29 protein-coding genes are annotated in these 26,061 nt (G+C 62.5%); 1 reads left to right on the top strand and 28 read right to left on the bottom strand.

From position 1 onward, the window contains the following. Positions 1-46: 46 nt before the first annotated feature. The 26 genes from JI744_RS04015 to JI744_RS03890 all read right to left on the bottom strand — a co-directional run bounded on the left by JI744_RS04015 (position 47) and on the right by JI744_RS03890 (position 22,647). Positions 47-1,723 carry a ribonuclease J gene (locus JI744_RS04015; protein ID WP_202658415.1) on the bottom strand — a complete coding sequence of 559 codons (1,677 nt, stop codon included), beginning with the start codon at positions 1,721-1,723 and terminating at the stop codon, positions 47-49. Further along, positions 1,720-2,493 carry a type III pantothenate kinase gene (locus tag JI744_RS04010; RefSeq protein WP_202658414.1) on the bottom strand — a complete coding sequence of 258 codons (774 nt, stop codon included), beginning with the start codon at positions 2,491-2,493 and terminating at the stop codon, positions 1,720-1,722. The genes JI744_RS04015 and JI744_RS04010 overlap by 4 nt, the downstream gene beginning before the upstream one ends. 12 nt (positions 2,494-2,505) lie before the next feature. Then, positions 2,506-3,258, bottom strand: a complete 753-nt coding sequence (locus JI744_RS04005; protein WP_407927495.1) for a biotin--[acetyl-CoA-carboxylase] ligase — start codon at positions 3,256-3,258, stop codon at positions 2,506-2,508. Further along, positions 3,251-4,687, bottom strand: coding sequence for an NADH-quinone oxidoreductase subunit NuoN (nuoN, locus tag JI744_RS04000; protein WP_202658412.1), 1,437 nt, complete (start codon positions 4,685-4,687; stop codon positions 3,251-3,253). Before nuoN ends, JI744_RS04005 begins: the two co-directional genes overlap by 8 nt. Positions 4,688-4,699: 12 nt before the next feature. Further along, positions 4,700-6,256, bottom strand: a complete 1,557-nt coding sequence (locus tag JI744_RS03995) for an NADH-quinone oxidoreductase subunit M (protein ID WP_202658411.1) — start codon at positions 6,254-6,256, stop codon at positions 4,700-4,702. A 3-nt stretch (positions 6,257-6,259) separates the two neighbouring features. Then, the gene (nuoL, locus tag JI744_RS03990; protein WP_202658410.1) at positions 6,260-8,413 is read right to left on the bottom strand and encodes an NADH-quinone oxidoreductase subunit L; all 2,154 of its coding nucleotides are present in this window, start codon (positions 8,411-8,413) and stop codon (positions 6,260-6,262) included. Between the two features lie 4 nt (positions 8,414-8,417). Then, a complete protein-coding gene (gene nuoK / locus JI744_RS03985) occupies positions 8,418-8,723 on the bottom strand; it encodes an NADH-quinone oxidoreductase subunit NuoK (RefSeq protein ID WP_202658409.1) in 306 nt (101 codons plus the stop codon). 98 nt (positions 8,724-8,821) lie between these two features. After that, positions 8,822-9,436: an NADH-quinone oxidoreductase subunit J gene (locus JI744_RS03980; protein ID WP_202658408.1), complete on the bottom strand. Its 615-nt coding sequence runs from the start codon at positions 9,434-9,436 to the stop codon at positions 8,822-8,824. Further along, on the bottom strand, positions 9,433-9,843 hold the full coding sequence (locus tag JI744_RS03975; protein WP_202658407.1) for a carboxymuconolactone decarboxylase family protein: 411 nt from the start codon (positions 9,841-9,843) through the stop codon (positions 9,433-9,435). Before JI744_RS03975 ends, JI744_RS03980 begins: the two co-directional genes overlap by 4 nt. Continuing rightward, the gene (nuoI, locus tag JI744_RS03970; protein WP_202658406.1) at positions 9,843-10,337 is read right to left on the bottom strand and encodes an NADH-quinone oxidoreductase subunit NuoI; all 495 of its coding nucleotides are present in this window, start codon (positions 10,335-10,337) and stop codon (positions 9,843-9,845) included. Before nuoI ends, JI744_RS03975 begins: the two co-directional genes overlap by 1 nt. Positions 10,338-10,339: 2 nt before the next feature. Beyond that, positions 10,340-11,380, bottom strand: coding sequence for an NADH-quinone oxidoreductase subunit NuoH (gene nuoH / locus JI744_RS03965; protein WP_202658405.1), 1,041 nt, complete (start codon positions 11,378-11,380; stop codon positions 10,340-10,342). Between the two features lie 22 nt (positions 11,381-11,402). After that, positions 11,403-11,804 (bottom strand): hypothetical protein, encoded by a 402-nt coding sequence (locus JI744_RS03960; protein WP_202658404.1) that lies wholly within the window; start codon positions 11,802-11,804, stop codon positions 11,403-11,405. Between the two features lie 3 nt (positions 11,805-11,807). Then, positions 11,808-13,829, bottom strand: a complete 2,022-nt coding sequence (nuoG, locus tag JI744_RS03955) for an NADH-quinone oxidoreductase subunit NuoG (RefSeq protein WP_202658403.1) — start codon at positions 13,827-13,829, stop codon at positions 11,808-11,810. 4 nt (positions 13,830-13,833) lie between these two features. Continuing rightward, positions 13,834-14,337, bottom strand: a complete 504-nt coding sequence (locus tag JI744_RS03950) for a DUF3291 domain-containing protein (protein ID WP_202658402.1) — start codon at positions 14,335-14,337, stop codon at positions 13,834-13,836. Continuing rightward, positions 14,334-14,738 (bottom strand): DUF5333 domain-containing protein, encoded by a 405-nt coding sequence (locus JI744_RS03945; RefSeq protein WP_202658401.1) that lies wholly within the window; start codon positions 14,736-14,738, stop codon positions 14,334-14,336. The genes JI744_RS03950 and JI744_RS03945 overlap by 4 nt, the downstream gene beginning before the upstream one ends. A gap of 89 nt (positions 14,739-14,827) precedes the next feature. Further along, positions 14,828-15,151, bottom strand: coding sequence for a hypothetical protein (locus JI744_RS03940; RefSeq protein ID WP_202658400.1), 324 nt, complete (start codon positions 15,149-15,151; stop codon positions 14,828-14,830). A gap of 4 nt (positions 15,152-15,155) precedes the next feature. Then, on the bottom strand, positions 15,156-16,454 hold the full coding sequence (gene nuoF / locus JI744_RS03935; protein WP_202658399.1) for an NADH-quinone oxidoreductase subunit NuoF: 1,299 nt from the start codon (positions 16,452-16,454) through the stop codon (positions 15,156-15,158). A 15-nt stretch (positions 16,455-16,469) separates the two neighbouring features. Further along, positions 16,470-16,688: a DUF5337 domain-containing protein gene (locus JI744_RS03930; protein ID WP_407927494.1), complete on the bottom strand. Its 219-nt coding sequence runs from the start codon at positions 16,686-16,688 to the stop codon at positions 16,470-16,472. 9 nt (positions 16,689-16,697) lie between these two features. Then, positions 16,698-16,940 carry a hypothetical protein gene (locus JI744_RS03925; RefSeq protein WP_202658398.1) on the bottom strand — a complete coding sequence of 81 codons (243 nt, stop codon included), beginning with the start codon at positions 16,938-16,940 and terminating at the stop codon, positions 16,698-16,700. A 10-nt stretch (positions 16,941-16,950) separates the two neighbouring features. After that, the gene (locus JI744_RS03920) at positions 16,951-18,144 is read right to left on the bottom strand and encodes an NADH-quinone oxidoreductase subunit E (protein WP_202658397.1); all 1,194 of its coding nucleotides are present in this window, start codon (positions 18,142-18,144) and stop codon (positions 16,951-16,953) included. Continuing rightward, positions 18,144-19,388 (bottom strand): NADH-quinone oxidoreductase subunit D, encoded by a 1,245-nt coding sequence (locus tag JI744_RS03915; protein ID WP_202658396.1) that lies wholly within the window; start codon positions 19,386-19,388, stop codon positions 18,144-18,146. Before JI744_RS03915 ends, JI744_RS03920 begins: the two co-directional genes overlap by 1 nt. Continuing rightward, positions 19,385-20,335 carry a sulfotransferase gene (locus JI744_RS03910; protein WP_202658395.1) on the bottom strand — a complete coding sequence of 317 codons (951 nt, stop codon included), beginning with the start codon at positions 20,333-20,335 and terminating at the stop codon, positions 19,385-19,387. Before JI744_RS03910 ends, JI744_RS03915 begins: the two co-directional genes overlap by 4 nt. A 4-nt stretch (positions 20,336-20,339) precedes the next feature. After that, positions 20,340-20,939 carry an NADH-quinone oxidoreductase subunit C gene (locus tag JI744_RS03905; RefSeq protein ID WP_202658394.1) on the bottom strand — a complete coding sequence of 200 codons (600 nt, stop codon included), beginning with the start codon at positions 20,937-20,939 and terminating at the stop codon, positions 20,340-20,342. Between the two features lie 9 nt (positions 20,940-20,948). Continuing rightward, entirely contained in the window at positions 20,949-21,482 is a 534-nt protein-coding gene (locus JI744_RS03900) for a NuoB/complex I 20 kDa subunit family protein (protein ID WP_202658393.1), read from the bottom strand. After that, complete coding sequence (locus JI744_RS03895) at positions 21,473-21,841, bottom strand: NADH-quinone oxidoreductase subunit A (protein WP_328756826.1); 369 nt, start codon at positions 21,839-21,841, stop codon at positions 21,473-21,475. The genes JI744_RS03900 and JI744_RS03895 overlap by 10 nt, the downstream gene beginning before the upstream one ends. A 299-nt stretch (positions 21,842-22,140) precedes the next feature. Beyond that, entirely contained in the window at positions 22,141-22,647 is a 507-nt protein-coding gene (locus tag JI744_RS03890; protein WP_202658391.1) for a thermonuclease family protein, read from the bottom strand. Positions 22,648-22,800: 153 nt separating this feature from the next. Between JI744_RS03890 and JI744_RS03885 the strand changes: the two genes are divergently transcribed. Then, positions 22,801-23,400 carry an OmpW/AlkL family protein gene (locus JI744_RS03885; protein WP_202658390.1) on the top strand — a complete coding sequence of 200 codons (600 nt, stop codon included), beginning with the start codon at positions 22,801-22,803 and terminating at the stop codon, positions 23,398-23,400. An 85-nt stretch (positions 23,401-23,485) separates the two neighbouring features. On the opposite strand, the gene JI744_RS03880 is transcribed toward JI744_RS03885, so the two are convergent. Next, the gene (locus tag JI744_RS03880; RefSeq protein ID WP_407927493.1) at positions 23,486-24,736 is read right to left on the bottom strand and encodes a DegT/DnrJ/EryC1/StrS family aminotransferase; all 1,251 of its coding nucleotides are present in this window, start codon (positions 24,734-24,736) and stop codon (positions 23,486-23,488) included. Continuing rightward, on the bottom strand, positions 24,733-25,971 hold the full coding sequence (locus JI744_RS03875; RefSeq protein WP_236019243.1) for a TCR/Tet family MFS transporter: 1,239 nt from the start codon (positions 25,969-25,971) through the stop codon (positions 24,733-24,735). The genes JI744_RS03880 and JI744_RS03875 overlap by 4 nt, the downstream gene beginning before the upstream one ends. Positions 25,972-26,061: the final 90 nt, after the last annotated feature.

Below are 26,061 nucleotides of genomic sequence, written 5' to 3'. Positions count from 1 at the left end.
GCCCTGTAAAGTGAATTTACAGGGCAGGCGCAGGGTTTCAAGCAGTTTACTCCGTCGCCAGACGGCTGATCACCACCCGCACCTCTGGCTTCTTGCCAATCTCTTCCATGGCGACCTGACGGACAATGCGCTTCAGCGCCTCGTCCAGCTTATCATCGTCGGACAGCACCTTGCCGCCCGCACCTTCCAGAAACTCGGTCAGTTCCTGTTCCATGGTTTCAGCCAGCGGGCGGTCGCCCAAGCCCGTGGCGGCAAGGCCCATCAGTTCCACCCAGGCCTCGCCCAAGGGCTCATCTTGCTCATCAAGAATGACGGTGACCATCACCATCCCGTTCAGCGCCATGCGAATCCGGTCGCGCACCACGCCGTCCATCGCCCCCACCAGTGCCGTGCCATCGACATAAACGCGGCCGGTCTGAATCCGCTCAACCACCACCGGCACATCGCCGGAAATATCCAGCATCGTGCCATTGGTCGCCACGGTCGAGGCAAGGCCCGCCTCATGCGCAAGGCGGGTGTGTTCGCGCAGGTGGCGGTGTTCGCCGTGCATCGGAATCAGCATGTCCGGCAGGAACAGGCGATGCACCGCCTCCAGATCCGGGCGGTTGGCGTGGCCGGAAACATGGTATTTTCCGTTGTTGTCATCGACAATCTCGATGCCCTTTTCCGACAGGGCGTTCACGATCTTCAACACATCGCGCTCATTCCCCGGAATGGTTTTCGAAGAGAACAGGAAGGTATCGCCCTCTTTCAACTCGATCCCCAGATATTTGCCGCGCGACAGCGCCGCCGATGCCGCGCGCCGTTCTCCCTGCGAGCCGGTGACGATCAGCATCAGGTTGCGACGCGGCAGCTCAATCGCCTCTTCCGGGCTGACGGTACGGGGAAAGCCGGTCAAAACCCCGGTTTCCTGCGCCGTAGTAACCATGCGGCGCATGGCGCGGCCCAGAAGGCAGATGGTGCGGTCGGCGGCAACGCCCGCCTCGGCCAGTGTCTTCAGCCGCGCGACGTTCGAGGCGAAGGTGGTCGCCACCACCATGCCCGGCTGGGCGCGGATCAATTCGGCAATTGGTTCGGCCAGCGTCGATTCCGACCGGCCGGGCAGCGGCGAGAAGACGTTGGTGGAATCGCACATCACCGCCTTGACCGGGCCTTCGGCAGCAAGGGCCGCCATGGCGGCATCGTCCCAGCCCTCGCCCACAATCGGCGTGGGGTCGCGCTTGAAGTCGGCGGTGTGAATCACCCGGCCCGCGGGCGTATCAATCACCAGCATCGCGCTTTCGGGGATCGAGTGGCTGACGGGCATGAACTGCACGGCAAAGGGGCCGATCTGCACCACGGCGGGCCGCGCCTCGACCGTGTGGATCGCGTCTTGCGGCAGGCCCGCCTCTTCAAACTTCAACCGGCCGATGGCGGCGGTGAATTTGCGGGTATAGACCGGCTTTTTCAACTGCGGCCACAGATGGGCCAGCCCGCCGATATGGTCTTCGTGGGCATGGGTGATGATGATGCCGTCCAGCCGATCGACATTATCAACCAGCCAGTCGATGTCGGGCACGATCAGATCGACACCGGGGCTGCCATCCATATCAGGGAAGGCGACGCCCAGATCGACCAGCATCAGCCGTTCCTTGCCGGGCGCGCCATAGCCATAGACATAGGCGTTCATGCCGATTTCGCCGGCACCGCCAAGGGGCAGATAGATCAGGCGTTCGTTGCTCATAAGGTTTCCTTGTTGAACTCGTTGATAAGGACCAGACCGTGCATTGTCAGGTCGTCCTCGATGGAAGCAAAAAGGTCGGTGCCTTGGGCAAAAAGGGCAGCAAGCCCGCCCGTGGCGATAACCTTCAATGGGCGGTCCCGTTCACGCCGGACCTCGCGCACAATTCCTTCGACGAGGCCGATATAGCCCCAGTAAACGCCCGACTGCATGCAGGCGACGGTGTTGGTGCCAATGGCCTTGGCGGGCTTCGTCACATCGACATGCGGCAGCGCGGCGGCGGCCATGTGCAATGCCTCCAGCGACAGGTTGACGCCGGGCGCGATGACCCCGCCGACATAGGCTCCGTCCGTATCTACCACGTCGAACGTGGTTGCGGTGCCGAAATCGACCACGATCAGATCTCCGCCGTGGCGGTCGAAGCCCGCCACGGTGTTCACCAACCGGTCTGGCCCGACCGTGGTGCCCTGATCGACGCGGGGCGCCACAGGCAGATGGCATTCGGGCTTGCCGACCACAAGGGGGCGGCAATCGAAATAGCGGCTGCACAGCACACGCAGGTTGAAGACCACGCGCGGCACGGTGCTGGAAATGATGGCCTCGGTGATATGCGCCTCGGTCTTGGTCAGCATCAGCAGCGACGACAGCCAGACGAAATATTCATCCGCCGTGCGCTTGTGGTCGGTGGCGATACGCCATGTCGTCAGAAAACGGTCGCCGTTCCAGATGGAAAAGACGGTGTTGGTGTTGCCGCAGTCGATGGCCAGAAGCATGGCTATGCCTTTTCAGAAAAACACCTCGGCCGCCGGAATGGCCATGCGGCCCCCGGCTGCGGCCAAGATGAGGTTCCCTTGTGAATCAATTGTTTCAAACCGACCATGATGGGTGGCCGTTCCGGTGCGGGCGCGAATCTCCTCGCCCAGCCGGGCGGCATGGGCCAGCCATGCGTCGCGCAGGGGGGCGAAGCCTTCGGTGGTAAAGGTCGCCTCCCACCGGGCATAGGCGGGGGCGAGCGCATCCAGAAACGCCTCGGGCGTGATGCGCAGCCCGGTTTCCGACAGCAGTGACACGGGCGGCACGGCACCGGGTTCGACCATCGCCGCATCGGGATGGGTGATCAGGTTCACACCGATGCCAATCGCCAGATGCTGCACCTTGCTGCCAAGGCCAGAGGATTCCAGCAATATCCCCGCCACCTTGCCCCCGTTCAGCAGCACGTCATTCGGCCATTTCAGCCGGAAACTGTCGGGCAAACCGGTCAGCGCCACAAAGGCATCGCGCAGCGCCAAAGCGGCGGCAAAGCTGCGCAGGGCCACCTGCTCTGCCGGTTCGGTCGGGTGCAGCAACAGCGTGCCGTAAAAATTGCCGCGCGGGCTGGACCAGTTGCGCGCCCGCCTGCCCCGTCCTGCCGTCTGGCTCAGGCCCAGAAACCACGCAGGCCCCTGAAGATCAGGGGCCAGACGCAGGGCATGGGCGTTGGTGGAATCAACCTCGGGCAGCACATGCCGCCCAAGGCCAACAGGCCATGCGTCAGCCAAGAAGCGCCTCGGCGGCATGCAGGGCTGCGGGTTCAATGCCAAAAAGGTTGATGATGCCAACCAGCATGATCACCGCCACGCCCATCAGCACACCCCATTGCACCGGCGACATGCGGCTGCTGGCGCCCTCGGTCTCGGCCCCGAAATACATGTAGTAGACGATGCGCAGATAGTAGAAGGCACCGATCACCGAAGCCACGGCCCCGGCCAATGCCAGCCAGGTCATCCCGGCATCAACGGCGGCTTTCAGGACATAGAATTTCCCGAAAAAGCCCAGCATCGGCGGCACACCCGCAAGGCTGAACAGCAGCACCAGCATCGCCAGCGCCTTCAACGGTTCACGCCGGGCAAACAGGTTCAGGCTGGAAATCTCGGTGATCGGGCGGCCGTCCTTTTCCAGCGACAGGATGAAGGCAAAGGTGCCCAGGTTCATCGTCGCATAGATCGCCATATAGATCAGCATGGCCTGCACCCCTTCAACCGTGCCAGAGGCAAGGCCGACAAGGGCAAAGCCCATATGCGCGATGGAGGAATAGGCCATCAGGCGCTTGATGTCCTTTTGCCCGATCCCGGCAATGGCCCCAAGGAACATCGAGATCACGGCAAGGGCGGCCAGAACCTGGCTCCAGTCACTGGTGATGCCACCAAAGGCGTCATGCACCACGCGGCCAATCAGCGCCATGGCGGCAACCTTGGGGGCGGTCGCGAAAAACGCGGTCACCGGGGTCGGCGCGCCTTCGTAAACATCGGGCGTCCACATGTGAAAGGGTGCGGCAGAGACCTTGAACGCCAGACCGGCCAGAACGAAGACCAGACCAAACAGCACTCCCAGCGGCACGCCGGTGGCCACCACCGACAGGATGCCCGAGAACATCGTGGTTCCGGCAAAGCCGTAAACCAACGACGAGCCATAAAGCAGCAGACCCGAAGAGAACGCACCAAGGACGAAGTATTTCAGCCCCGCCTCGGTCGATTTCACGGAATCCCGGCGCAGCGCAGCCAGCACATAGAGCGCCAGCGATTGCAGCTCCAACCCCATGTAAAGCGCAATCAGGTCACCGGCCGAGACCATCATCATCATGCCGATGACCGACAGAACCACCAGAATTGGGTATTCAAACCGCGCAAGCCCTTGGCGCGCCACATACTCCTGCGACACCGCCAGAACGCCCGCCGCCGCCAGCAGCACCGTTACCTTGGCGAACCGCGCAAAGGCGTCGTCGATGAACAGGCCGCCAAAGGCAATCGCGCCCTCGCTATTCCGCAGGCCGACAAAGGCCGCCATGGCGATGAACACCGCCACCGTGGTCCAAGTCAGCGCCGAGGTCAGAGCATCTTTCCCCGTGTAGACGGCGAACAGCAAGGCGGCCATCGCGTAAAGCGCCAGGACGATCTCGGGCAGAAGGATGGGAAGATCAACACCAGTCATCGAGTGCGTCCTTTATTCATGCGCCGCGGCCAGTTCCGTGACCGGAACGGCTGCGTGATAGTCGGAAATCAGCGCCTTGACCGAGGGGCCGATGATGTCGGTAACAGCGGCGGGATAGACGCCCAGCAGGATCGTCATCACCACCAGCGGCGCAAACAGCGCCCGTTCGCGGCGGCTCATGTCCTGAATGGTCTTCAGCGCCTCTTTGATCAGCGCGCCAAAGGCGACGCGGCGGTAAAGATACAGCGCATAAGCCGCTGACAGGATCACACCCGATGTGGCCACGGCGGCAACCCAGGTGTTGACCTGGAAAATCCCCATCAGCACCAGGAATTCGCCGATGAACCCGGAGGTGCCCGGCAGACCCACGTTGGCCATGGTAAAGAACAGGAACACCAGCGCATAGGCGGGCATCCGGTTCACAAGACCACCATAGGCGTCGATGTCGCGGGTGTGCATCCGGTCATAGATCACGCCCACGCAAAGGAACAGCGCGCCAGAGATGAAGCCGTGGCTGATCATCTGGAAAATCGCGCCATCAACCCCTTGGGAATTCACGGTGAAAATCCCCATCGTGACATAGCCCATGTGGGCCACCGAGGAATAGGCAATCAGCTTTTTCATATCCTCTTGCGCCAGCGCCACCAGCGAGGTGTAGACGATGGCAATCGCCGACAGCCAGAACACGAAATCGGCCAGATGGGCAGACCCCACCGGGAACATCGGCAGGCTGAAGCGCAGGAAGCCATAGCCCCCCATCTTCAACAGAACCGCCGCCAGAATGACCGAACCGGCCGTCGGCGCCTGAACGTGGGCATCGGGCAACCAGGTATGCACCGGCCACATCGGCATTTTCACCGCAAAGCTGGCGAAGAACGCGAGGAACAGCAGCGTCTGCACCCCGCCGACGATGGAAATGCCCAGGATGCTGAAGGTTTCCGACGGGAACGGGAACCCGATCAGTTGGGTCGCCCCCTCACCACAGGCGGCGATGCAGGTGGTGCCCGCCATGGAATACATGGCGATCATCGCAACCAGCATCAGGACGGACCCGAGGAAGGTGTAAAGGAAGAACTTGAACGCGGCGTAGATCCGGTTCTGCCCACCCCAGATGCCGATGATCAGGAACATCGGGATCAGACCGGCCTCGAAGAAGAAGTAGAACAGCACCAGATCCAGCGCGCAGAACACGCCCAGCATCAAGGTTTCCAGCATCAGGAAGGCGATCATATAGTCTTTGGTGCGGGTGTTCACGCCCCAGGCCGACAGGATGGTGATCGGCATCAGGAAGGTGGTCAGCAGGATGAACAGGATCGAGATGCCGTCCACGCCCATGCGGTAGTTCAGGCCCGCAATCCACTTATAATCTTCGACGAACTGCATCTTGGTGTTCGACGGATCGAACCCTGCCAGCAGCAGCAGCGAGACAAGAAAGGTCGCGGTCGTGGCAAACAGCGCCAGCGACTTCGCATTCTTCTGCGCCGCGGTGTCATCGCCCCGCAGGAACAGCGCCATCACAAGCGCTGCCACCGCCGGCAGAAAGGTGATGATCGACAGGAGGTTATCCATGGTTCAGTGCCCCCCGAGGGTCATCCAGGTCAACAGGGCAGCGATACCCAGGACCATGGCAAAAGCGTAGGTGAAGACATAGCCGGACTGGGCGCGCCCAGCCAACCGCGTGAAGAACGGCACGATGCCCATGGCGATGCCGTTCAAGGCCCCGTCAATCACCGTGCCATCGCCCTTTTGCCACAGGAAGCGGCCAAGCCATTTCGCCGGGCGGACGAAGAGGAAGTCGTAGATCTCGTCGAAATACCACTTGTTCAAGAGGAACAGGTAGAGAGGGCGCTGCGACGCGGCCAGCTTGCCCGGCAGGTCCGGGCGCTGGATGTAGAAGCGGAAGGCCAGGAGGAAGCCCAGAACCATGGCGATGAAGGGGGACACCTTCACCCAGGTCGGCGCCTCATGCGCGTGGTGCAGGGCGGCGCGATCCTCGAGCATCAGCAGGGCGCCTTGGGGGGCGACGGCGGGGGCCTCGTGGGTTTCGGTTGCGGCGGCTTCGGTTGCGGGGGCAGCCTCGGGAGTCGCTGCCGGGGCGGCTTCTGCCGTGGCAGGTGCCGCCTCGGTCGTCGCATGGGTGGTGTCGGCGGCGGTGCCTTCGGCGGCCGATTCGGTGCCGTGTTCCTGCGCATGTTCGGTGGCCGGGGCCATGGCGAACCACGACCGCATCTTGGCCTCATCGCCAAAGAACACGCCATACCAGATCATGCCGGCAAACATCGCGCCCAGGGCCAGAACGCCCAGCGGGATCAGCATGACGGTCGGGCTTTCATGGGCATGGTCATGCGCATGTTGGTCACCGCGCGGGGTGCCGTAAAAGGTCAGGAACATCAGGCGCCAGCTGTAAAAGCTGGTCATGAAGGCCGCGATCACCAAAGCCCAGAAGGCGAACTGGTTACCGCCAAAGGCGCTTTCGATCACCGCGTCTTTCGACAGGAAGCCGGCGAAACCGAAATGGGTCAGCGGAATGCCAACGCCGGTAATGGCCAGCGTGCCGATCATCATGGCCCAGAAGGTCAGCGGGATTTTCTTCCGCAGGCCGCCATAGTTCCGCATGTCCTGCTCATGGTGCATCGCGTGGATGACCGAACCGGCCCCAAGGAACAGCATCGCCTTGAAGAACGCATGGGTGAACAGGTGGAACATCGCCACCGGATAAACGCCCACACCGGCGGCCACGAACATATAGCCCAGCTGCGAACAGGTCGAATAGGCGATCACGCGCTTGATGTCGTTCTGCACCAGACCCACGGTCGCGGCAAAGAACGCGGTGCAGGCGCCCAGAACGGTGATGAAGGTCGTGGCATGGGGCGCGTATTCATACAGCGGCGACATGCGGCAGACCAGAAACACCCCCGCCGTCACCATGGTCGCGGCGTGGATCAGCGCGGAAACCGGCGTCGGGCCTTCCATCGCGTCGGGCAGCCAGGTGTGCAGGAACAGCTGCGCCGATTTTCCCATCGCGCCGATGAACAGCAAGACGCCGATCAGGTTCGCCGCATTCCAGTCGGCCCACAGGAAATGCAGGTTCGTCTCGGCCAGCTTGGGTGCCGCCGCGAACACGTCGTCCAGCTTGATGCTGTCGGTCAGGTAGAACAGGCCAAAGATGCCAAGCGCAAAGCCGAAGTCGCCCACACGGTTGACCACAAAGGCCTTGATCGCGGCGGCATTGGCCGAGGGTTTCTTGTAGTAGAACCCGATCAGCAGATAGGACGCGACCCCCACCCCTTCCCAGCCAAAGAACATCTGGACCAGATTGTCACTGGTGATCAGCGCCAGCATCGAAAAGGTGAAGAACGACAGATAGGCAAAGAAGCGCGCGCGGTAATGCTCTTCATGCGTCCAGTTGTCGTCATGGGCCATATAGCCGAAGGAATAAAGGTGAACCAGCGCCGAGACCGAGTTGACCACGACCAGCATGATCGCCGTCAGCCGGTCAAGCCGGATGCCCCAGTCGGTCGACAGCGAGCCGGATTCGATCCAGCGCAGGATGGTGATGTGCTGCGTGGTGCCGTCGAAGGTCAGGAAGATGTACCACGACAGGATCGCGCCAAGGAACACCAGGCCCGTCGCAATGACCTGCCCGGCCTTCTCGCCGATCAGGCGCCAGCCGAAGCCGCAGATGATGGCCCCGACAAGGGGCGCGAGGAGGATGATTTTCTCCACGGGTTCAGCCTTTCATCACATTCACGTCTTCGACATCGATGGTGCCGCGGTTGCGGAAGAACACCACAAGGATCGCCAGACCAATCGCCGCCTCGGCCGCCGCCACGGTCAGGACGAACAGGGTGAACACCTGCCCCACCAGATCGCCCAGATAGCTGGAAAAGGCGACGAAGTTGATGTTCACCGCCAGAAGCATCAGTTCGATCGACATGAGGATCACGATGACATTCTTGCGGTTCACGAAGATGCCGAAGATGCCGATGACGAACAACGCCGCCGCGACCGTCAGGTAATGTTCAAGTCCTACCATGTCTTTCGTCCCTCAAGGCCTTTGGCCCGGTTCATTCTTTTGGGCCTTGCGGTCCCGTCATTCCGTAGGGCGCGTGCTGGCACGCACCTAGGTGCAGGTCAAAGCCCCTGCCCCGGTTTCACGTCTTTCAGTTCCATCGCCTTGGCCGGATCGCGCCACATCTGCGCGAGCACGTTCTGGCGCTTCACGTCCTTGCGGTGCCGCAGCGTCAGCACGATCGCGCCGATCATGGCGACCAGCAGGATCAGGCCTGCGGTCTGGAACAGGTAGAGATACTTGTCGTAGATCAAGAGACCCAGCGCCTTGGTGTTTTCCACCTGCGCCGCCGCCGGGGCGACCGCCTGCCGCAGCCCGCCCGCGCCATCGGCCTGCACCCAGGCGCCGACGCCAAGGGCCAGCTCCATCAGGATCACCACGCCGACCAGCAGGGCCAAGGGCAGATAGCGCGCCATCTCGCCCTTCAGCTCGGCAAAGTCGATGTCGAGCATCATGACAACGAACAGGAACAGCACCGCCACCGCGCCAACATAGACGATGATCAAGAGCATCGCCACGAACTCGGCCCCCAGCAGCACGAACAGCCCGGCCGAGGACAGGAAGGCAAGGATCAGCCACAGCACCGAATGCACCGGGTTGCGGGCCAGCGTGACCAGAAGGCCCGAGGCCACCGTGACGATGGCGAAAGCGTAAAAGGCATAATCCGCAACGGTCATGCGTCACTCTCCTTGGTGTCGTCGAAGACGGATTGAGCGATCTCAAGCGCCTTCTGCATGGCGGGCAAGCCGCCGAACATGGACATCTGCCAGATCACCTCGGCGATCTCGCGTTTGGTGGCCCCGGCCTCCATCGCGTGGCGGATGGTCAACTTCAACTGCGGCTCGGCCTGCGCGCCCAGAACGGTCAGGGCGGCGATGGTGACCAGAAGCCGCGTCTTGGCATCCAGCCCGTCGCGGTTGAAGGTGCGGCCGAACCACATCTCCATCATGTCCTTGGACATGGTGGGCCAGAATTTCTCAAAGCCCCCCATCGCCCCGGTTTCGAACGACGGCGCGAAAGAGCGCGCCATGTCGCGGCCCTGCTCCATCATCTGCTTCATCATCTGGGCGAATGCGTCGTTCATCAGCGGTACGGCGCGTCAAGTTCAAGGTTGCGGGCAATCTCGGCTTCCCAGCGGGCGCCGTTATCCAAGAGCTTTTCCTTGGTGTAAAACAGCTCTTCCCGCGTTTCGGCCGAAAATTCAAAGTTCGGGCCTTCGACGATGGCATCCACCGGGCAGGCCTCTTGGCAGAAACCGCAGTAGATGCACTTGGTCATGTCGATGTCGTAACGCGTGGTGCGGCGGCTGCCGTCTTCGCGCGGTTCGGCATCAATGGTGATGGCTTGCGCCGGGCAGACCGCCTCGCACAGCTTGCAGGCGATGCAGCGTTCCTCGCCGTTCGGATAGCGGCGCAGCGCATGTTCACCGCGGAACCGGGGCGACAGCGGCCCCTTTTCATGCGGATAGTTCAGCGTCGCCTTCGGCGCGAAGAAATACTTCATCCCCAGGCCGAAACCTTTGAGGAAGTCCATCATCAGGAAATACTTGGTGGCGCGGCCCCAGTCGATGTTTGCCATGTTCAGCCTCCAATCGCCCAACGGGCCCAGAACGCGCCCAGCACTTCGAATTTCGCAAGGAACGACACCAGCACGACCCAGCCCAAGGACAGCGGCAGGAACACCTTCCAGCCGATCCGCATCAACTGATCATAGCGGTAGCGCGGCACGATGGCCTTCACCATGGCGAACATGAAGAAGAACACCCACATCTTTGCCACCATCCACCACCAGCCATCGGCGATGCCGGGGATGGGCGACAGCCAGCCGCCGAAGAACAGCAGGCTGATCAAGGCGCACATCAGGAAGATGGCGATGTATTCGCCCGCCATGAACAGCAGGTAAGGCGTCGAGGAATATTCCACCATGAACCCGGCGACGAGTTCGGATTCCGCCTCTGGCAGGTCGAACGGCGGGCGGTTGGTTTCGGCAAGGGCCGAGACGAAGAACAGCACCACCATCGGCAGGTGCGGCAGCCAGTACCAGTTGAACAGCCCGTAAGCCCCGTCCTGCGCCGCGACGATGGCCGAGAAATTCATCGAGCCGGTCGAGATGATGATGCCGATGATGATCAGGCCCAGCGAGACCTCATAGGAAATCATCTGCGCGGCGGACCGCAGCGAGCCGAGGAAGGCGTATTTCGAGTTCGAGGCCCAGCCGCCCATGATCACGCCGTAAACCTCCAGCGAGGAGACGGCGAAGACGAACAGCAAGGCGACGTTGATGTTGGCCAAGACCCAGCCATTGTCGAACGGGATCACCGCCCAGGCGAGGATGGCCAGCACAAAGGACAGCATCGGCGCGAGGAAGAACACCGGGCGGTCAACACCCGCCGGCACCACGATTTCCTTGACGACATATTTCAGCGCATCGGCCACCGATTGCAGCAGACCGAACGGCCCCACCACGTTCGGCCCCTTGCGCATCTGGACCGCCGCCCAGATCTTGCGGTCGCCGTAAACAAGGAACAGCAGACTGAGCATCACGAAGGCAACGATCAGCAGACTTTGCGCCGCGATCAAAATCGCCGTGCCCAGCCCCGTTTGGAAGAAATCAGCCCACATCCCTCGAACCCTTTTCCTGGTCCTATACCGTCGGAATACCCTGCGCGCCGCAGTCGCGCACGGTCACCTCGGCATCTATCGTTTTCAATCCCTGGGGCAGCGCCGCCGAGACGGTGTAAACCGCATCCCCGCGCCAGACGCCACCCGAATTCTTCACATTCGTCCGCACATGGCGGGCAAATCCATAGCCCCGGATCAGCGCATATTGCGCAGCGGCGCAACGGGCGTAATCCTCAACATCCACCGCGCCACGACCGCCGGTCATGGCGACGCGGAAATTCACCAGATCGCCATCCAGAAGGATCGTCTCGATTCCCTTGTAGGACGCCGAGGCCGAAGCCCCCGCCCCCGCATGACCCGCGCAGCCCGACAGCAGCGCCGAAGCGATGGTCAGGCCAAGGGTCAGGCGGCGGGGTGCGGTCATCGCTCACTCCGCCGCAAGGGCTGTTGCGCTGCGGGCCTTGGCCATGGCCGACAGTTCGGCCATCACCGCACTGGCCCGCGCGATGGGGTTGGTCAGGTAGAAATCCTTGACCGCGTTGCGGAAGGTCGCCTTGCCCGGTTCGCGCAACTCCAAGGGCTGCCACGCATTCTCGGCCACCTGATCAATCGCGCCCAGATGCGGATGCGCCGCGACCAGCGCCTGACGCAGTTGCGCCAGACTGTCCCACGGCAGCGTCTTGCCCAGCTCCGCCGACAAGGCCCGCAGGATCGCCCAGTTTTCCTTGGCCTCTCCGGGCGCAAACCCGGCCCGCATTGCCAGTTGCGGGCGGCCTTCGGTGTTCACGAACAGGCCGTTTTCCTCGGTATAGGCAGCACCCGGCAGAATGATGTCGGCGCGGTTCGCTCCCCGGTCGCCGTGGCTGCCGTGATAGATCACGAAAGGACCGCCCGAGTCTTTGGCGGCGATTTCGACCTCATCCGCGCCAAGGTTAAAGATCACCTCGGCCCCGTCGGTGGCAGCCGCCAGGCCGCCCTCGGTCACCGCACCTACATCCATCGCGCCCACGCGCGAAGCGGCAGTATGCAGCACCAGCAGCTTGGCGCCCGAACCCTGCACATAGGCCATGGCCTGCGCCAGAACCGCCTCGCCATCCGCCTCGTTCAGGGCGCCCTGCCCGACGATGACAAGCGTATTCGGCTTTTCCGTCACCCGGCCAACCAGATCGACCAGCGCGGCGCGGTCGGTGCCCATGTGTTTATACTCATAGGTCAGATCGGCAGCTTCCCCAATCAGCCCCACCTGCGCACCATTGGCCCAGGCCTTGCGAATCCGGGCGTTCAGCACCGGCGCTTCCAGCCGCGGGTTGGTGCCGATCAGCAGGATGGTTTTCGCCGTATCGATGTCCTCAATCTTCGCCGTGCCGACATAGGCGCTGCGGTTGCCAATCGGCAAACGTGCATTGTCGGTGCGGGATTCGATGCTGCCGCCCAGCGATTCAATCAACTGTTTAAGGCTGTAGATCGCCTCGACCGGGGCCAGATCGCCCACCAAGGCAGCAACCTTCTTACCCTTCATCGCGGCGGCGGCGGCGGTCAACGCCTCTCCCCAGCCTGCCTTGCGCAGCTTGCCATTCTCCCGAATGTACGGCGTATCAAGACGTTGGCGGCGCAGACCATCCCAGACGAACCGGGTCTTGTCGCTGATCCATTCCTCATTCACGCCGTCATGGTTGCGCGGCAGAATGCGCATCACTTCGCGGCCCTTGGTGTCGATGCGGATGTTTGACCCCAGCGCATCCATCACATCAATGGATTCCGTCTTCGACAGTTCCCACGGACGGGCGGTAAAGGCATAGGGTTTCGAGGTCAGCGCACCAACCGGGCACAGATCGATGATATTGCCTTGCAGGTTCGAGGCCAGCGTTTCGTTCAGATAGCTGGTGATCTCGCTATCTTCACCCCGGCCGGTCTGGCCCATCTGGGTGATCCCGGCGACCTCGGTGGTAAAGCGGACGCAACGGGTGCAGGAAATGCAGCGCGTCATCTTGGTGGCGACCAGCGGCCCAAGGTTCAGGTCATCGCTGGCACGCTTCGGCTCGCGATAGCGGCTGAAGTCTACGCCATAAGCCATTGCCTGATCTTGCAAATCACACTCGCCACCCTGATCGCAGATCGGGCAATCCAGCGGGTGGTTGATCAGCAGGAATTCCATCACGCCCTCGCGGGCCTTTTTCACCATCGGCGACTTGGTTTTCACCACCGGCGCCTCGCCATTCGGGCCGGGCCGCAGATCGCGCACCTGCATGGCGCAGCTTGCCGCAGGCTTGGGCGGGCCGCCCTGCACCTCGACCAGACACATCCGGCAGTTGCCCGCAATCGTCAGCCGCTCATGGTAGCAAAAGCGCGGAATCTCCACCCCGGCAACCTCAGCCGCCTGGATGATGGTCATCGCGCCATCCACCTCGACCTCGATGCCGTCGATGCTGATTTTCTTGAGGTTGGTCATCAGCCTACTCCGCTGCCACTTGTGTGCAGCCATGGTCCTTCCACAGCCGCGCTTCTTTCAGGTATGACCAGCCAAAGGCACGGTCGCTATCGCCATTCGCCTGCAAATCGGCCAGCCGCTCCAGCGCCTCATCCAGCGTGGGCCTGTGCCTTTCCGGCACCCACCACATGACGAAGTGCATCTTTCCCAGAACCTGAAACCATTCGGCCCGGCGTTCGTAAAACGCACGATGGACGGTGTTCCAGACGAAGTGCTCCAGACTTTGCACATCCGTCCAAACCGTCAGGTTCGACACGAACTGCGCGTCGCCGCCGATCTTGGCCTCGGTGTTCCCCGTTCCCGGCTCGCCCGAGCCTTCCATCATCCAGACAAAGCCGGGCATCCGCTTGCCCAGACCATTAACCTTGTCCAGCGCGGCCATGAAATCAGCCACGCGCGGGTCGTCGGTGGGCGCCAGAAGGCGCCCCACGTTCAGCTCGGCAAGGTGATGGCCCGGACGCGCGATCATTTCCACGACCTCAGCAGGCTGCCCGCAAGGGTGCCGTTCGCAATTTCGCCCCGACCGACCTTGCAATAGCTTTCCTCATCGCCCTCAACCGCGCCGGCCTTGGCCAGATAGGCGGCTGCGATACCCTTCAGGCGGGTTTTCTCGGACCCGTCTTTCAGGAAGGCCTTCACCTCGGCCTCGGTATAGCCCTGACCGATGGCATATTGCTTCAGGTCTTCCAGCTTGGAATAGGCGGTGACCAGACGGCCCGAAATGGACGAGCAGGTGTTGCGGATCACATCCGCCACCCGGCCCGCCACAAGGCTGTCGGTGATGTGCTGGTTCTGGTTCAGCGGCACCTTCTGGGCCAAGGCGGGCATAGCGACCAGAGTGGCGGCAAGGGCGAAAGCTGCAAGTTTCATGGAAACCTCCTTGGTTGTTCCAACCAAGGACATGGGGGCTACCCCCCGTGATATGCCATGACAGGCGGCCCGTATCGGTAAACAGCGGCTCATGCGCAGCCTCCGTCGAATACCCAGCCGTCACCCTGAAACTGCCCAAGGCTCCACGGGGCCAACCGCTTGCCGCGACCCGAGCAGAACTGGCCACCGACCTGCTTGGCCAGCGCGCCCTCATCATAGGTCATGGGTTGGCCGGGGCGCGTGACCTTAAGGCTGCTGCCGGTGGCGGTGGGCATCAGCTCTGCCGAATAGGCGACGCCATCCACCTTGATGTCAAACCCGCCCGCCGCCGGGCTGGCCGTGGCCGCCGGGTCATCCTTGCCACCACAGCCCGCAAGGGCCGCCAGCAAGATCATGGCAAAGGGCGCGCGCATCGTCTTACTCCGCCGCCAGCGCGGCCGAGATACGGCCGGTTTTCTTGGCCTTGATCCGGTCCTCAATCTCATTGCGGAACGCCCGCACAAGGCCCTGAATCGGCCAGGCCGCCGCATCGCCAAGGGCGCAGATGGTGTGGCCTTCGACCTGTTTGGTGACCGACAGCAGCATGTCGATCTCTTCCAGCTCGGCCTCGCCCTTCACCAGACGCTCCATCACCCGCATCATCCAGCCGGTGCCTTCGCGGCAGGGGGTGCATTGGCCACAGCTTTCGTGCTTGTAGAACTTCGACAGCCGCCAGATCGCCTTGATCACATCGGTCTGCTGATCCATCACGATCACCGCCGCCGTGCCCAGACCCGACCGCTGTTCGCGCAGCCAGTCGAAATCCATGATCGCATCATCGCATTGCGCCTGCGTCAGCATCGGCACCGAAGAGCCGCCGGGGATGACCGCTTTCAGGTTCTTCCACCCGCCGCGCACGCCGCCGCAATGACGGTCGAGCAGCTCTTTCAGCGGAATCGACATCGCCTCTTCAACCACACAAGGGTTGTTGACGTGGCCCGAGATGCCGAACAGCTTGGTGCCCGCATTGTTCGGACGGCCAAAGGAGGAAAACCACTCGGCCCCGCGCCGCAGGATCGTCGGCGTCACCGCGATGGATTCGACGTTGTTCACCGTGGTGGGACAACCGTAGAGGCCCGCGCCCGCCGGGAACGGCGGCTTCATCCGCGGCATGCCCTTTTTGCCCTCAAGGCTTTCCAGCAGGGCGGTTTCCTCACCGCAGATATAGGCGCCTGCGCCGTGGTGCAGGTAGATATCGCAGTCATAGCCCGACTTGCAGGCATTCTTGCCGATCAGACCGGCCTCGTACGCCTCATCAATCGCGGCTTGCAGGGCCTCGCGCTCCCGAATGTATTCGCCGCGGATATAGATGTAGCAGTTGTTCGCCCCCATGGCGAAAGAGGCAATCAGCGCCCCTTCGATCAGCGTATGGGGATCGTGCCGCATGATCTCGCGGTCTTTGCAGGTGCCCGGCTCGGATTCGTCGGCGTTGATCACCAGATAGCTGGGGCGGCCATCCGATTGCTTGGGCATGAAGGACCACTTCATGCCGGTCGGAAAGCCCGCCCCGCCCCGGCCCCGCAGACCCGAGGCCTTGATGATGTCAACGATCTTGTCGCGCCCCAGCGCGAGCAGACCGGCCGTGTTGTCCCAGTGCCCGCGCTTCATCGCGCCCGCAAGCGTGCGGTCGTGCATCCCATACAGGTTGGTGAAGATGCGGTCCTGATCCTTGAGCATTCCTTGCCCCTTCCCTCACGCCCGGCGCTTGCGCCAGATCCGATACGTCAATGCCAGCGCCCAGATAAAGCCCGCCAGCGCCAGCAGATCCACCAGCAGCGCGAACCTTGGGGGCCACCCCATCTCGCCGCCGACAACCTGCGCCCCCAGCCACAGAACCATGGTTCCCGCCATTACCAAACCCGCGGTGCGGGCCTGTCGGGCGGTTGCCATCTGTTCCGGGCCGGGGGTCAATCCCGTCCCCTAGTGGTGACCATGGCCATGGTCATCGCCATGACTGTCATCCAAAGTCAGCTCCACGCCGCCGTTGCCCAGCAGCGCCGCGAAAACCAGAAAGGTCACCGTGCCAACGGCCATCGCCGCCGACATGCCGGTCGCCCCGATTGCGCGCGCCAGCAGGGCTGCGAACAGGCCCGCAACCAGCGCCACCAGCCAGCCCCCGGCCCAGGGGCCCTCGACCGCTTCGTGATGATCGTGGTGATCCATGGCCTATCCCTCAGTAATCGTTAGACTTGGCGCGGCGCAGGAATTCCTCCACCCCGACCTCAAGGATCAGTTTCGCCTGCGCCACCCATTTGTCGCGCGTGACCCGGCCCTTGAACCCTTTCAGGTTGCCATCCATCCAGGTCACCTCGGCGTCGCCCCACTGGGCAATCTGGTCAAAGTGGAAGATGCCAAGCTCATGGCACAGTTTTTCCAGCGCCGGGCCGATGCCTTCGATCTTTTTCAGATCGTCACCCTTGCCATCCCGTGCGGCGGCCAGAGCGACCGGCTTGGTACCCGCCTTGGCCGCGTGATCCAAGGCAGCAGCCAACCCCGAAGCGGGTTCGGCAGGGGTCGCAGGCGTTGCGGCCTTGGGCGCGGGCTTCGCCTTGGCCGGCGCTTTCGCGGCCGCCGCAGGCTCTGCCGCAGGCACATCTGCCAAAGCGGCGAGCTTCGGGGCAGCGGTTTTCTTCGCGGCCTTGGCCGGTTCCTTGACGGTCACGCCCAGCCAGGGCGTCGTCAGCGGAACCTCGGTACCGTCGATGCGCTTCACGCTGTCGCCAATGTCCACCGCCAATTGGGCGCTGGCATTGTATTGCTTCTTGCCCGATTCAAACTCTTGCAGCGTGGTCAGGCCCGACAGCGGCTCGGCGGCATAGCGCCCGTTCTGCGGCCCGGCCACCGGCACCTCACCGTTCGAGAACCGCCCGATCAGCGCGCGCAGCTTGTCAGCCGTCAGATCCTCGTAATAATCCTTGCCGATCTGGGCCATGGGCGCGTTGGTGCAGGCACCAAGGCATTCGACCTCTTCCCAACTAAACTTGCCATCAACCGACAGTTGATGCGGGGCTTTCGCCACCAGCTCCTGACAGACCGCGATCAGCTCTTCCGCGCCGCAGATCATGCAGCTTGTCGTGCCGCAAATCTGGATATGGGCAACGGACCCAACGGGTTGCAACTGGAACATAAAGTAGAAGGTCGCCACTTCCAGCGCACGGATATAGGCCATGCCCAGCATGTCGGCGACATATTCAATCGCCGGGCGGGTGAGCCAGCCATGCTGTTCCTGCGCGCGCCACAACAGCGGGATAACCGCCGATGCCTGACGGCCCTCGGGGTATTTGGAAATCTGGCCCTTCGCCCAGGCAAGGTTCGCCGGGGTGAATTCAAAGGACGCAGGCTGGTCTTTGTGCAGACGGCGCAGCATTAACGGTCAACCTCCCCGAACACGATGTCCATCGTGCCGATGATGGCGGAAACGTCTGCAAGCTGGTGGCCCTTGCAGATGTAGTCCATGGATTGCAGGTGCATGTAGCCCGGCGCGCGGATTTTGGCGCGGTAGGGTTTGTTGGTGCCATCAGCTTTCAGATAAACACCGAATTCGCCCTTGGGCGCCTCGACCGCGGCGTAAACCTCGCCCGCCGGAACGTGGAAACCCTCGGTATACAGTTTGAAATGATGGATCAGCGCTTCCATCGAGCGCTTCATCTCACCGCGTTTGGGTGGTGACAGCTTGCCGCGCGCCATCACATCGGTCTGGGCCGCCGGTTCGCGCAGTTTGGCCAGCGCTTGCTTGATGATCTTCAGGCTCTCGTCCATCTCGGCCATGCGGCAGAGGTAGCGATCATAGCAGTCGCCGTTCTTGCCGACCGGAATCTTGAAGTCGAACTCGTCATAGCATTCATAGGGCTGGCTGCGGCGCAAATCCCAGGCAAAGCCCGACCCGCGCACCATGACGCCGGAATAGCCCCAGTCCTGAATGTCCTTCTCGCTGACAATCCCGATATCGGCATTGCGCTGCTTGAAGATGCGGTTTTCCGTCAGCAGACCATGCAGGTCGGCCACGGTTTTAGGGAACTGGTCGGCCCAGGCGTCGATATCGTCCAGCAGCGCGGGCGGCAGATCCTGATGCACACCACCGGGGCGGAAATAGGCGGCGTGCAGTCGCGCGCCGCAGGCCCGCTCATAGAACACCATCAGCTTTTCGCGTTCCTCGAACCCCCACAGCGGCGGGGTCAGTGCGCCCACGTCCATGGCTTGGGTGGTGACGTTCAGCAGGTGGTTCAGGATGCGGCCGATTTCCGAATACAGCACCCGGATCAGCGACGCGCGACGCGGCACGACGGTGCCAGTCAGGCGTTCGATCGCCAGACACCAGGCGTGTTCCTGGTTCATCGGGGCCACATAATCCAGCCGGTCGAAATAGGGCAGGTTTTGCAGGTAAGTCCGTGATTCCATCAGCTTTTCGGTGCCACGGTGCAGCAGGCCGATATGGGGGTCACAACGCTCAACAATCTCGCCGTCCAACTCCAGGACAAGGCGCAAAACGCCGTGCGCCGCAGGGTGTTGCGGGCCAAAGTTGATGTTGAAGTTTCGGATGCGCTGTTCGCCCGTCAGCGAATCCTGCGAGCCGTCGTCATAGCTGTTCTGACGAATGTCGCCGTCCATCATGCGAAGCCCTCGCTCATGGTTTGTTGCCAGCTTTCTGGCAGATTGGGAAAATTCTGCGCCACGAATTCGTATTGCGGGCGCAAGGCACGACGCATCGCCGCGCGGTCTTCTTCGGGCAGATCGGCGGGGAGCCCTGCGTTGATTTCCTTGCCGAAATCGCCCGCGACATACTTGATGCCCAGAAAGTTGCACAGCCGCTTGACGCCCGCTGGCGTCATCAGGTCTTCCTGAAACAGAATCAGCGTCTTTTCGGCCGGAATCGCAGCACGCAGCTTTTCGATCACCGCCTTATAGTCGGAAAAGCGATACGCCGAAGCCTTGGCATCGGCGCGGCCTTCCATCAGGTCGGCCAGATGGGCACGCGATTTCTCCAGATAGCTTTCGCCCTCTTTCAGATCGTTGCGCACATCCATGCGCACATGGCTCCACAGCCGGTCCACAGGGTCGCGCATCAGATAGACGAAGCGGGTTTCCTTGGTCATCGCAGCCATTTCGGCCAGTACCTTGACCGGAATCAGCGCATAGTTGGGGGTAATATCCCCCACCAGTTTTTTTAGGCCAACGCCCTGAACCAGATAGCGCGAATAGCCGAATCGATCATCCTTGCGCTGGTTCATCAGGGCCAGATAATCCCGGACATCTATGATCTCGTCCGTCAGTTCTGCCCGCCGCTTGGGCGAGGCATCGGCCAGCGCCGCCGTCCGACGCTCGATCACGGAATGCAGGATGTCCAGCAGCCAGTCGAACTTGCCTTCCTGCAACGTATCGAAATAGTGCAGTTCCTTGAACGCGCGAAAGTGACAATCCGGGTGGCCTGCCAGATAGTCATGCAGCCAGGTAGTCCCACATTTCGGCGCACCGATCCCGAACATCAGCGTCGGCGGCGCCGTGCGGCGCGCCGGGGCAGCCATGGGCCGCCGTGCCTTGTTCGGAGCAAGAATGCCCATCGGATCAGGCCTTCTTCTCATCGCCGGGAAGGATGTATTGCGCCCCTTCCCACGGAGACATGAAGTCGAACTGGCGATAATCCTGCACCAGCTTCACCGGCTCATAGACCACGCGCTTTTCGGCCTCGTCATAGCGGACCTCGGTATAGCCTGTGGTCGGGAAATCCTTGCGCAAAGGATGGCCGCGAAAGCCGTAATCGGTCAGGATGCGGCGCAGATCGGGATGGCCCGAGAAGAGGATGCCGAACATGTCGAACACCTCGCGCTCAACCCAGTTCGCGCTGGGATGAACATCAACCAAGGAAGGCACCATGTCCTCCTCGCCCGCTCCCAGAACCACGCGCAGGCGGTGGTTCCGGTACATCGACAGGAAATGGTAAACCACATCAAAGCGCGGGTCGCGTTCGGGGTGATCGACGGCGGTGATATCGACAAGGGTCGAGAACAGGCAGGTCGGGTCGGATTTCAGGAACTCGACAAACGCAACCAGACGGGAGGGCTGCACCGTCACCGTCAACTCGCCAAACTCCACCTTGGAGGACAGGATGGCATCGGGTTGTTTGGCGGAAAGATAACCAGCCAGTTCGTTCAGGGCTTCGGACATCATGTTACCTCAACGAACCAGCGTGCCGGTGCGGCGGATCTTCCGCTGCAACTGCAAGATACCGTAAAGCAGAGCCTCGGCTGTGGGCGGGCAGCCGGGAACATAGATGTCCACCGGCACGATCCGGTCACATCCACGCACCACCGAATAGCTGTAGTGATAATAGCCGCCGCCATTGGCGCAGGAGCCCATGCTGATCACATAGCGCGGCTCTGGCATCTGGTCATAGACCTTGCGCAGCGCGGGCGCCATCTTGTTGGTCAGCGTGCCCGCAACGATCATCAGGTCCGACTGGCGGGGCGAGGCGCGGGGCGCGGTGCCAAACCGCTCAAGATCATAGCGTGGCATCGAGGTGTGCATCATCTCAACCGCGCAGCACGCCAGACCAAAGGTCATCCAATGCAGCGACCCGTTGCGCGCCCAGTTGATGATGTCTTCCGTCGTGGTCAGAAGGAAACCCTTGTCCTGCAATTCGCGGTTCAGGGCCTGGGTCGCCACCTCACGGTCGGCACCCGCCGTATTCGCGCCAGCCATCACGCCCATTCCAGCGCCCCCTTCTTCCATTCATAGGCAAAGCCCACGGTCAGCACGGCAAGGAACACCATCATCGACCAGAAGCTCAGCATCGACACCTCCTTGAAGGCCACTGCCCAAGGAAACAGGAACGCCACCTCAAGGTCGAAGATGATGAACAGGATCGAGACGAGGTAGAAGCGCACGTCGAATTTCATCCGTGCGTCGTCAAAGGCGTTGAAGCCGCATTCATAGGCCGAAACCTTTTCCGGGTCAGGGTTGCGCACCGCGATCACAGCGGCGGCAAGGATCAGCACAATGCCAAGACCGACTGCAATCGCCAGAAGAATAAGGATGGGCAGGTATTCACGCAGGAGGGAATTGTCCACAAAGGGCTCCTTCGGCTGGCGACAAGGCGGGCCGCGGCCCATCACAGGGGCCGCCGGGTCTTGTTTTCGTTTACTCCGCCCCTTTGGCGGGGTCAACCGAAGGCAAAGCGAAAAGCTGCGGTGCAGCGTGTGATTTCGGTGAGTTATATGCAGCGATCTGCTGAAGGGTCGAAGCACTGTGTGTCAAAGCACCGGCACCGCGCGAAACGTCACCCGCTGACCCTACGGTACGAAGCGCTGCGCGCCTGGCTGATCGCACAAACCGCTGGCAGGCTATGACCGCTCCCTATCCACAACAATCAGTCGCACCAGCCCTGCCGCTGCCCGCCTTGATAGCCACGCCCAAGGCCACGGTCGATCATCGTCTTCGCAACAGGCTGGCCGTCAACCGTCAGTTCGACAAGGCGGCGGCCATAACGGTCACGGTCGTGCAAGATGACATGCAGGGCCTTACCGGTCAGCAGGCTCCAACGCAGAAACCATGTGGCGTGCTGGGCACGGAGAAATTCCGACAGGCAGCGCGGCGAAAACACCTCTGGCGAATCGTACCCCAGAAGCCGGGCTTTGACGTGGCCGCCCCGCGCGCACCACAGGTTCACGGTATCGCCATCAACGACGCGCAGGATGCGGCAACTGCCGGTTTCGCTGGTCGCGGGGCGCAGAACCGAAATCGCGCCGTCAACCGCAAAGGGCAATGCCACCAGCCACAGCGCCAGCACCCCCGCCAGCCAGCCAATCGCCCGCATCCCCGGCGGCGAGGTGCGTCGGGCCAGGCGGGTTGGTCTGAAGGTCCGGCGCGGGGTCATGGCCGTCTGCTACCCCTCACCCCGCTATGGCGCAAGACCGGCCTGCGACAGGTTGCCGCCCCATTGCCGGCCCGGACCGGAATTTGATGCAGATCAAGGTTCTCGCCGCCGCGCAGGCAGAGGTTGCGCACACCTAACATACGGAATAATAATATGAATCCGAAACTTCTATTTTCCGCCCTTGCCGCTTCTGCCGCCCTGGCCCTGCCCGCTGCCGCCCAAGAGGCTGGCACCATCACGCTGGGCATCGGGTTCCACGCGGTCGATCCGAAATCCGATAATGGTGTTCTGGCCGGGTCCGATGCCACGGTGGGCACCTCTGCCCGCCCGACGATCACCGCAGAATATTTCCTGCGCGACAATCTGGGTGTGGAACTGCTGGCCGCCCTGCCCTTCAAGCATTCGGTCTCGCTGGGCGGGGCCAATATCGGCACGGTCAAGCAACTGCCGCCAGTGATCTCGGTGCAATACCACTTTGCCAACAAGACCGCGTTTACGCCTTTCGTCGGTCTGGGCCTGAACTACACCACCTTCTTTCAGGAAGACTCGCCCCTTGGCGACCTGAAGCTGAAGGACTCGTTCGGGCTGGCGGCGCATGTCGGGGTGGACTGGGCGATCAACGACAAGGCCGCCCTGCGGGTTGATGCGCGTTGGGCCGATATCGACAGCAAGGCCACGCTGAACGGTGCCGACATCGGCACGGCAGAGATTGACCCGCTGGTTTACGGCGTGTCCTACGTCATCAAGTTCTGACGGTCCGGTATCGTGGCGGCCGTTCCCTCGCCGCCGCGATGCCCTGCTTAGGATGGGCGGGAATGCCCATCCTATCCCCCCCGCCCTAATCCGGCAGCTTTACATTCAAGGCTTCGGCCTGCAAATCCGCCTCGTCCGCCTGCCCCACGGCCAGTACTTCGGCGCGGATGATCCGGGCGATCTGGGCGGCATCTTCCACCGAAAACGTCAGCGGCAGCCGCATGTCGATCAGCTCCGCCAGAATGCGATCAGTCTGGGGCAAGGGCGTGCTGGGCGCATAGGCCCAATGGTCATAGCGGCTGGTAAAGGCCACCGGATCGGGCGCGCCGAACCATTTCAGTTCCACCCCCCGTGCCCCGGTGCGTGCCAGAAACGCGCCGATGCGGGTGGGCGACCAACCGGGCAGCAGGAATTGGAAGGACGAGGCGACATAGGTTTCCTCCTCCGGCCGATGGGTCAGGCGCAGGCCATGGGTGTTGGCCAGCCCCGCCTCCATTTCACGGTAAAGCGCGTTCCAGCGCGCCACGCGGTCGGGCAGCGTGCGCAACTGAGGCCGCAGGATCGCGGCGCGCAGATTGTCCATCCGGCCCGAGACATTGGGGGTTTCCAGCCGGATGCTTTCAAACACCTCGGGGCCGGGTGCGGCGCGGTGGCGGGAATAAAGCATATAGCTGCCCGACAGCACGATGGCTCGCGCCATGACCTGCGCGTCATCGGAAATCAGAAAGCCACCCTCGCCCGAATTGGCGTGCTTGTAGGTCTGCGTTGAATAGCAGGCCACCAGCCCGTGACGACCCGAAGGCACACCCTTCCACGCCGCCCCCATCGTATGGGCACAATCCTCGATGATCGTCACGCCAAGGCGGTCGCACAGGGCCACCAGCGCCTCCATGTCGCACAGATGGCCGCGCATGTGCGACAGCATCAGAATGCGCGCACCGCTTGCCTTGGCCTGCTGTTCCAGATGCACGAAATCCAACACCAGATTGTCGGTCACCTCAACAAAGACCGGCCTGCCGCCCGCCGCCGCAATGGCACCGGGCACCGGGGCAAGGGTGAAGGCGTTGGTCAGAACCGGCTCGCCCGGTTTCAACCCCACCGCCCGCAAGGCACATCCCAGGGCATAACCGCCAGAGGCCACGGCCAGCGCATATTTCGCACCCGTAAGTTCGGCGAATTCCTCTTCCAGCAGCGCCGCCTCGGCCACCTCGCCCGGCGCGGTGTTGTAGCGGTGCAGGCGGCCATGGCGCAGCACGGCAACCGCCGCCTCGATCCCCTCTTCGGGGATGGGTTCCTGCTGGGTGAAACTGCCGGTAAAACGCTCGGGTGTCATCATGCCGCTTCGTCGCGCGGGCGCACCAGAATGTAAAGCACCAACGCCACGCCCATGGTGGCCGCCGCGCACCAGAACGCCACGTCAGGCGACCGCCATTCCCGCCCCTCGGCCATGAAATGCCCGAATATCTGCGAGAAGAACACGGTTCCGGCCAGCATGGCGATGTTGGTGATGGCCGATACACCGCCCTGCAATTCGCCTTGGGCATTCTCGGGCACCGCCTTGGACATCATGGCCGTCAGCATCGGGTGAACGAACCCCTCCGGCCCGTGGATCACCATCAGCATCACCACGGCGGCCAGCGTGCCGACCAACCCATACCCCACCATGGCGATCATGGCGCAGACAAGGCCGATCAGCACCGTGCGGCTTTCGCCGAAATGCTTGACCGCCGGGCCGCTGCCCAAGCCCTGGAACGCCGCCATGACCAGCCCGAAAATGGCCAGCGTCAGGCCTACCACCGCCTCGGACCAGCCGAATTTTCCCATGCCCCAGAATGGCCAGATCGCCGGGTAAACCGATGAAGCGAAGAAGAACACGAACATCACCGCGCACAGGGGCAGAACGCCCCGATAAGTGCGAAACACCCGGAAGGCGCCGAACGGGTTGGCGCGCGCCCATTCGAACGGGCGGCGGCGGTCCTGCGGCAAGGTTTCGGGCAGGACGAACCAGCCATAGGCCAGGTTCACCAGCGAAATCGCGGCGGCAACGATGAAGGGCACCCTCGGCCCCAACTCTCCCAGCAGGCCACCGATCGCCGGGCCGATGACAAAGCCCACGCCAAAGGCCGCGCCCATGATGCCAAAGGCCTTGGCCCGCTCCTCGGGCGCCGTCACATCGGCGATATAGGCATTGGCGATCACCCAGGATGACCCGCAAAACCCGGCAATCGCCCGGCCGACGAATAGCCAGAACAGCGTCGGCGCCCAAGCGTGCAGCAGGTAATCAATGCCTAGCCCCCCGACTGCCAGCAGCAACAGCGGCCTGCGGCCGAAACGGTCCGACAGGTTGCCCATCAGGGGCGAAAACAGGAACTGCGTGATGGAAAAGGCTGCCGCCATCCAGCCGCCGATCCGGGTCGCCTCGGCCAGCGTCATATGGCCGACATCCTCGATCAGCACCGGCAGGACGGGGATGATGATGCCAAAGCCCACCATGTCCAAAAGCACGGTCAACAGGACGAAAAGGGTGGCATGGCGCGAAACGCGCGCGGGGGGTGAAATGCTGTCCGACATGGGGGCGAAAGCTAGGGCGGCTGGGCGGAACTGTCAAACCCGGTGGGGCGTCATTCGTGCCCCCTTTTATCCGGGCGGATCAGGAAACCC

The organism is Fuscibacter oryzae (assembly GCF_016765795.1).
Lineage (GTDB): Bacteria > Pseudomonadota > Alphaproteobacteria > Rhodobacterales > Rhodobacteraceae > Fuscibacter > Fuscibacter oryzae.
Note: the sequence above shows the minus strand (reverse complement) of the source record. Positions and strands in the feature narration are given on the sequence as shown.

What these genes read in the sequence shown, in the direction of transcription:
- JI744_RS04015 (WP_202658415.1), bottom strand. Translation starts at nt 1,723, where the DNA reads ATGAGCAACGAACGCCTGATCTATCTGCCCCTTGGCGGTGCCGGCGAA.
- JI744_RS04010 (WP_202658414.1), bottom strand. Translation starts at nt 2,493, where the DNA reads ATGCTTCTGGCCATCGACTGCGGCAACACCAACACCGTCTTTTCCATC.
- nuoN (WP_202658412.1), bottom strand. Translation starts at nt 4,687, where the DNA reads ATGACTGGTGTTGATCTTCCCATCCTTCTGCCCGAGATCGTCCTGGCG.
- JI744_RS03995 (WP_202658411.1), bottom strand. Translation starts at nt 6,256, where the DNA reads ATGGATAACCTCCTGTCGATCATCACCTTTCTGCCGGCGGTGGCAGCG.
- nuoK (WP_202658409.1), bottom strand. Translation starts at nt 8,723, where the DNA reads ATGGTAGGACTTGAACATTACCTGACGGTCGCGGCGGCGTTGTTCGTC.
- JI744_RS03980 (WP_202658408.1), bottom strand. Translation starts at nt 9,436, where the DNA reads ATGACCGTTGCGGATTATGCCTTTTACGCTTTCGCCATCGTCACGGTG.
- JI744_RS03975 (WP_202658407.1), bottom strand. Translation starts at nt 9,843, where the DNA reads ATGAACGACGCATTCGCCCAGATGATGAAGCAGATGATGGAGCAGGGC.
- nuoI (WP_202658406.1), bottom strand. Translation starts at nt 10,337, where the DNA reads ATGGCAAACATCGACTGGGGCCGCGCCACCAAGTATTTCCTGATGATG.
- nuoH (WP_202658405.1), bottom strand. Translation starts at nt 11,380, where the DNA reads ATGTGGGCTGATTTCTTCCAAACGGGGCTGGGCACGGCGATTTTGATC.
- JI744_RS03960 (WP_202658404.1), bottom strand. Translation starts at nt 11,804, where the DNA reads ATGACCGCACCCCGCCGCCTGACCCTTGGCCTGACCATCGCTTCGGCG.
- nuoG (WP_202658403.1), bottom strand. Translation starts at nt 13,829, where the DNA reads ATGACCAACCTCAAGAAAATCAGCATCGACGGCATCGAGGTCGAGGTG.
- JI744_RS03950 (WP_202658402.1), bottom strand. Translation starts at nt 14,337, where the DNA reads ATGATCGCGCGTCCGGGCCATCACCTTGCCGAGCTGAACGTGGGGCGC.
- JI744_RS03945 (WP_202658401.1), bottom strand. Translation starts at nt 14,738, where the DNA reads ATGAAACTTGCAGCTTTCGCCCTTGCCGCCACTCTGGTCGCTATGCCC.
- JI744_RS03940 (WP_202658400.1), bottom strand. Translation starts at nt 15,151, where the DNA reads ATGCGCGCGCCCTTTGCCATGATCTTGCTGGCGGCCCTTGCGGGCTGT.
- nuoF (WP_202658399.1), bottom strand. Translation starts at nt 16,454, where the DNA reads ATGCTCAAGGATCAGGACCGCATCTTCACCAACCTGTATGGGATGCAC.
- JI744_RS03925 (WP_202658398.1), bottom strand. Translation starts at nt 16,940, where the DNA reads ATGGATCACCACGATCATCACGAAGCGGTCGAGGGCCCCTGGGCCGGG.
- JI744_RS03920 (WP_202658397.1), bottom strand. Translation starts at nt 18,144, where the DNA reads ATGCTGCGCCGTCTGCACAAAGACCAGCCTGCGTCCTTTGAATTCACC.
- JI744_RS03915 (WP_202658396.1), bottom strand. Translation starts at nt 19,388, where the DNA reads ATGATGGACGGCGACATTCGTCAGAACAGCTATGACGACGGCTCGCAG.
- JI744_RS03910 (WP_202658395.1), bottom strand. Translation starts at nt 20,335, where the DNA reads ATGGGCATTCTTGCTCCGAACAAGGCACGGCGGCCCATGGCTGCCCCG.
- JI744_RS03905 (WP_202658394.1), bottom strand. Translation starts at nt 20,939, where the DNA reads ATGTCCGAAGCCCTGAACGAACTGGCTGGTTATCTTTCCGCCAAACAA.
- JI744_RS03900 (WP_202658393.1), bottom strand. Translation starts at nt 21,482, where the DNA reads ATGGGCGTGATGGCTGGCGCGAATACGGCGGGTGCCGACCGTGAGGTG.
- JI744_RS03890 (WP_202658391.1), bottom strand. Translation starts at nt 22,647, where the DNA reads ATGACCCCGCGCCGGACCTTCAGACCAACCCGCCTGGCCCGACGCACC.
- JI744_RS03885 (WP_202658390.1), top strand. Translation starts at nt 22,801, where the DNA reads ATGAATCCGAAACTTCTATTTTCCGCCCTTGCCGCTTCTGCCGCCCTG.
- JI744_RS03880 (WP_407927493.1), bottom strand. Translation starts at nt 24,736, where the DNA reads ATGATGACACCCGAGCGTTTTACCGGCAGTTTCACCCAGCAGGAACCC.
- JI744_RS03875 (WP_236019243.1), bottom strand. Translation starts at nt 25,971, where the DNA reads ATGTCGGACAGCATTTCACCCCCCGCGCGCGTTTCGCGCCATGCCACC.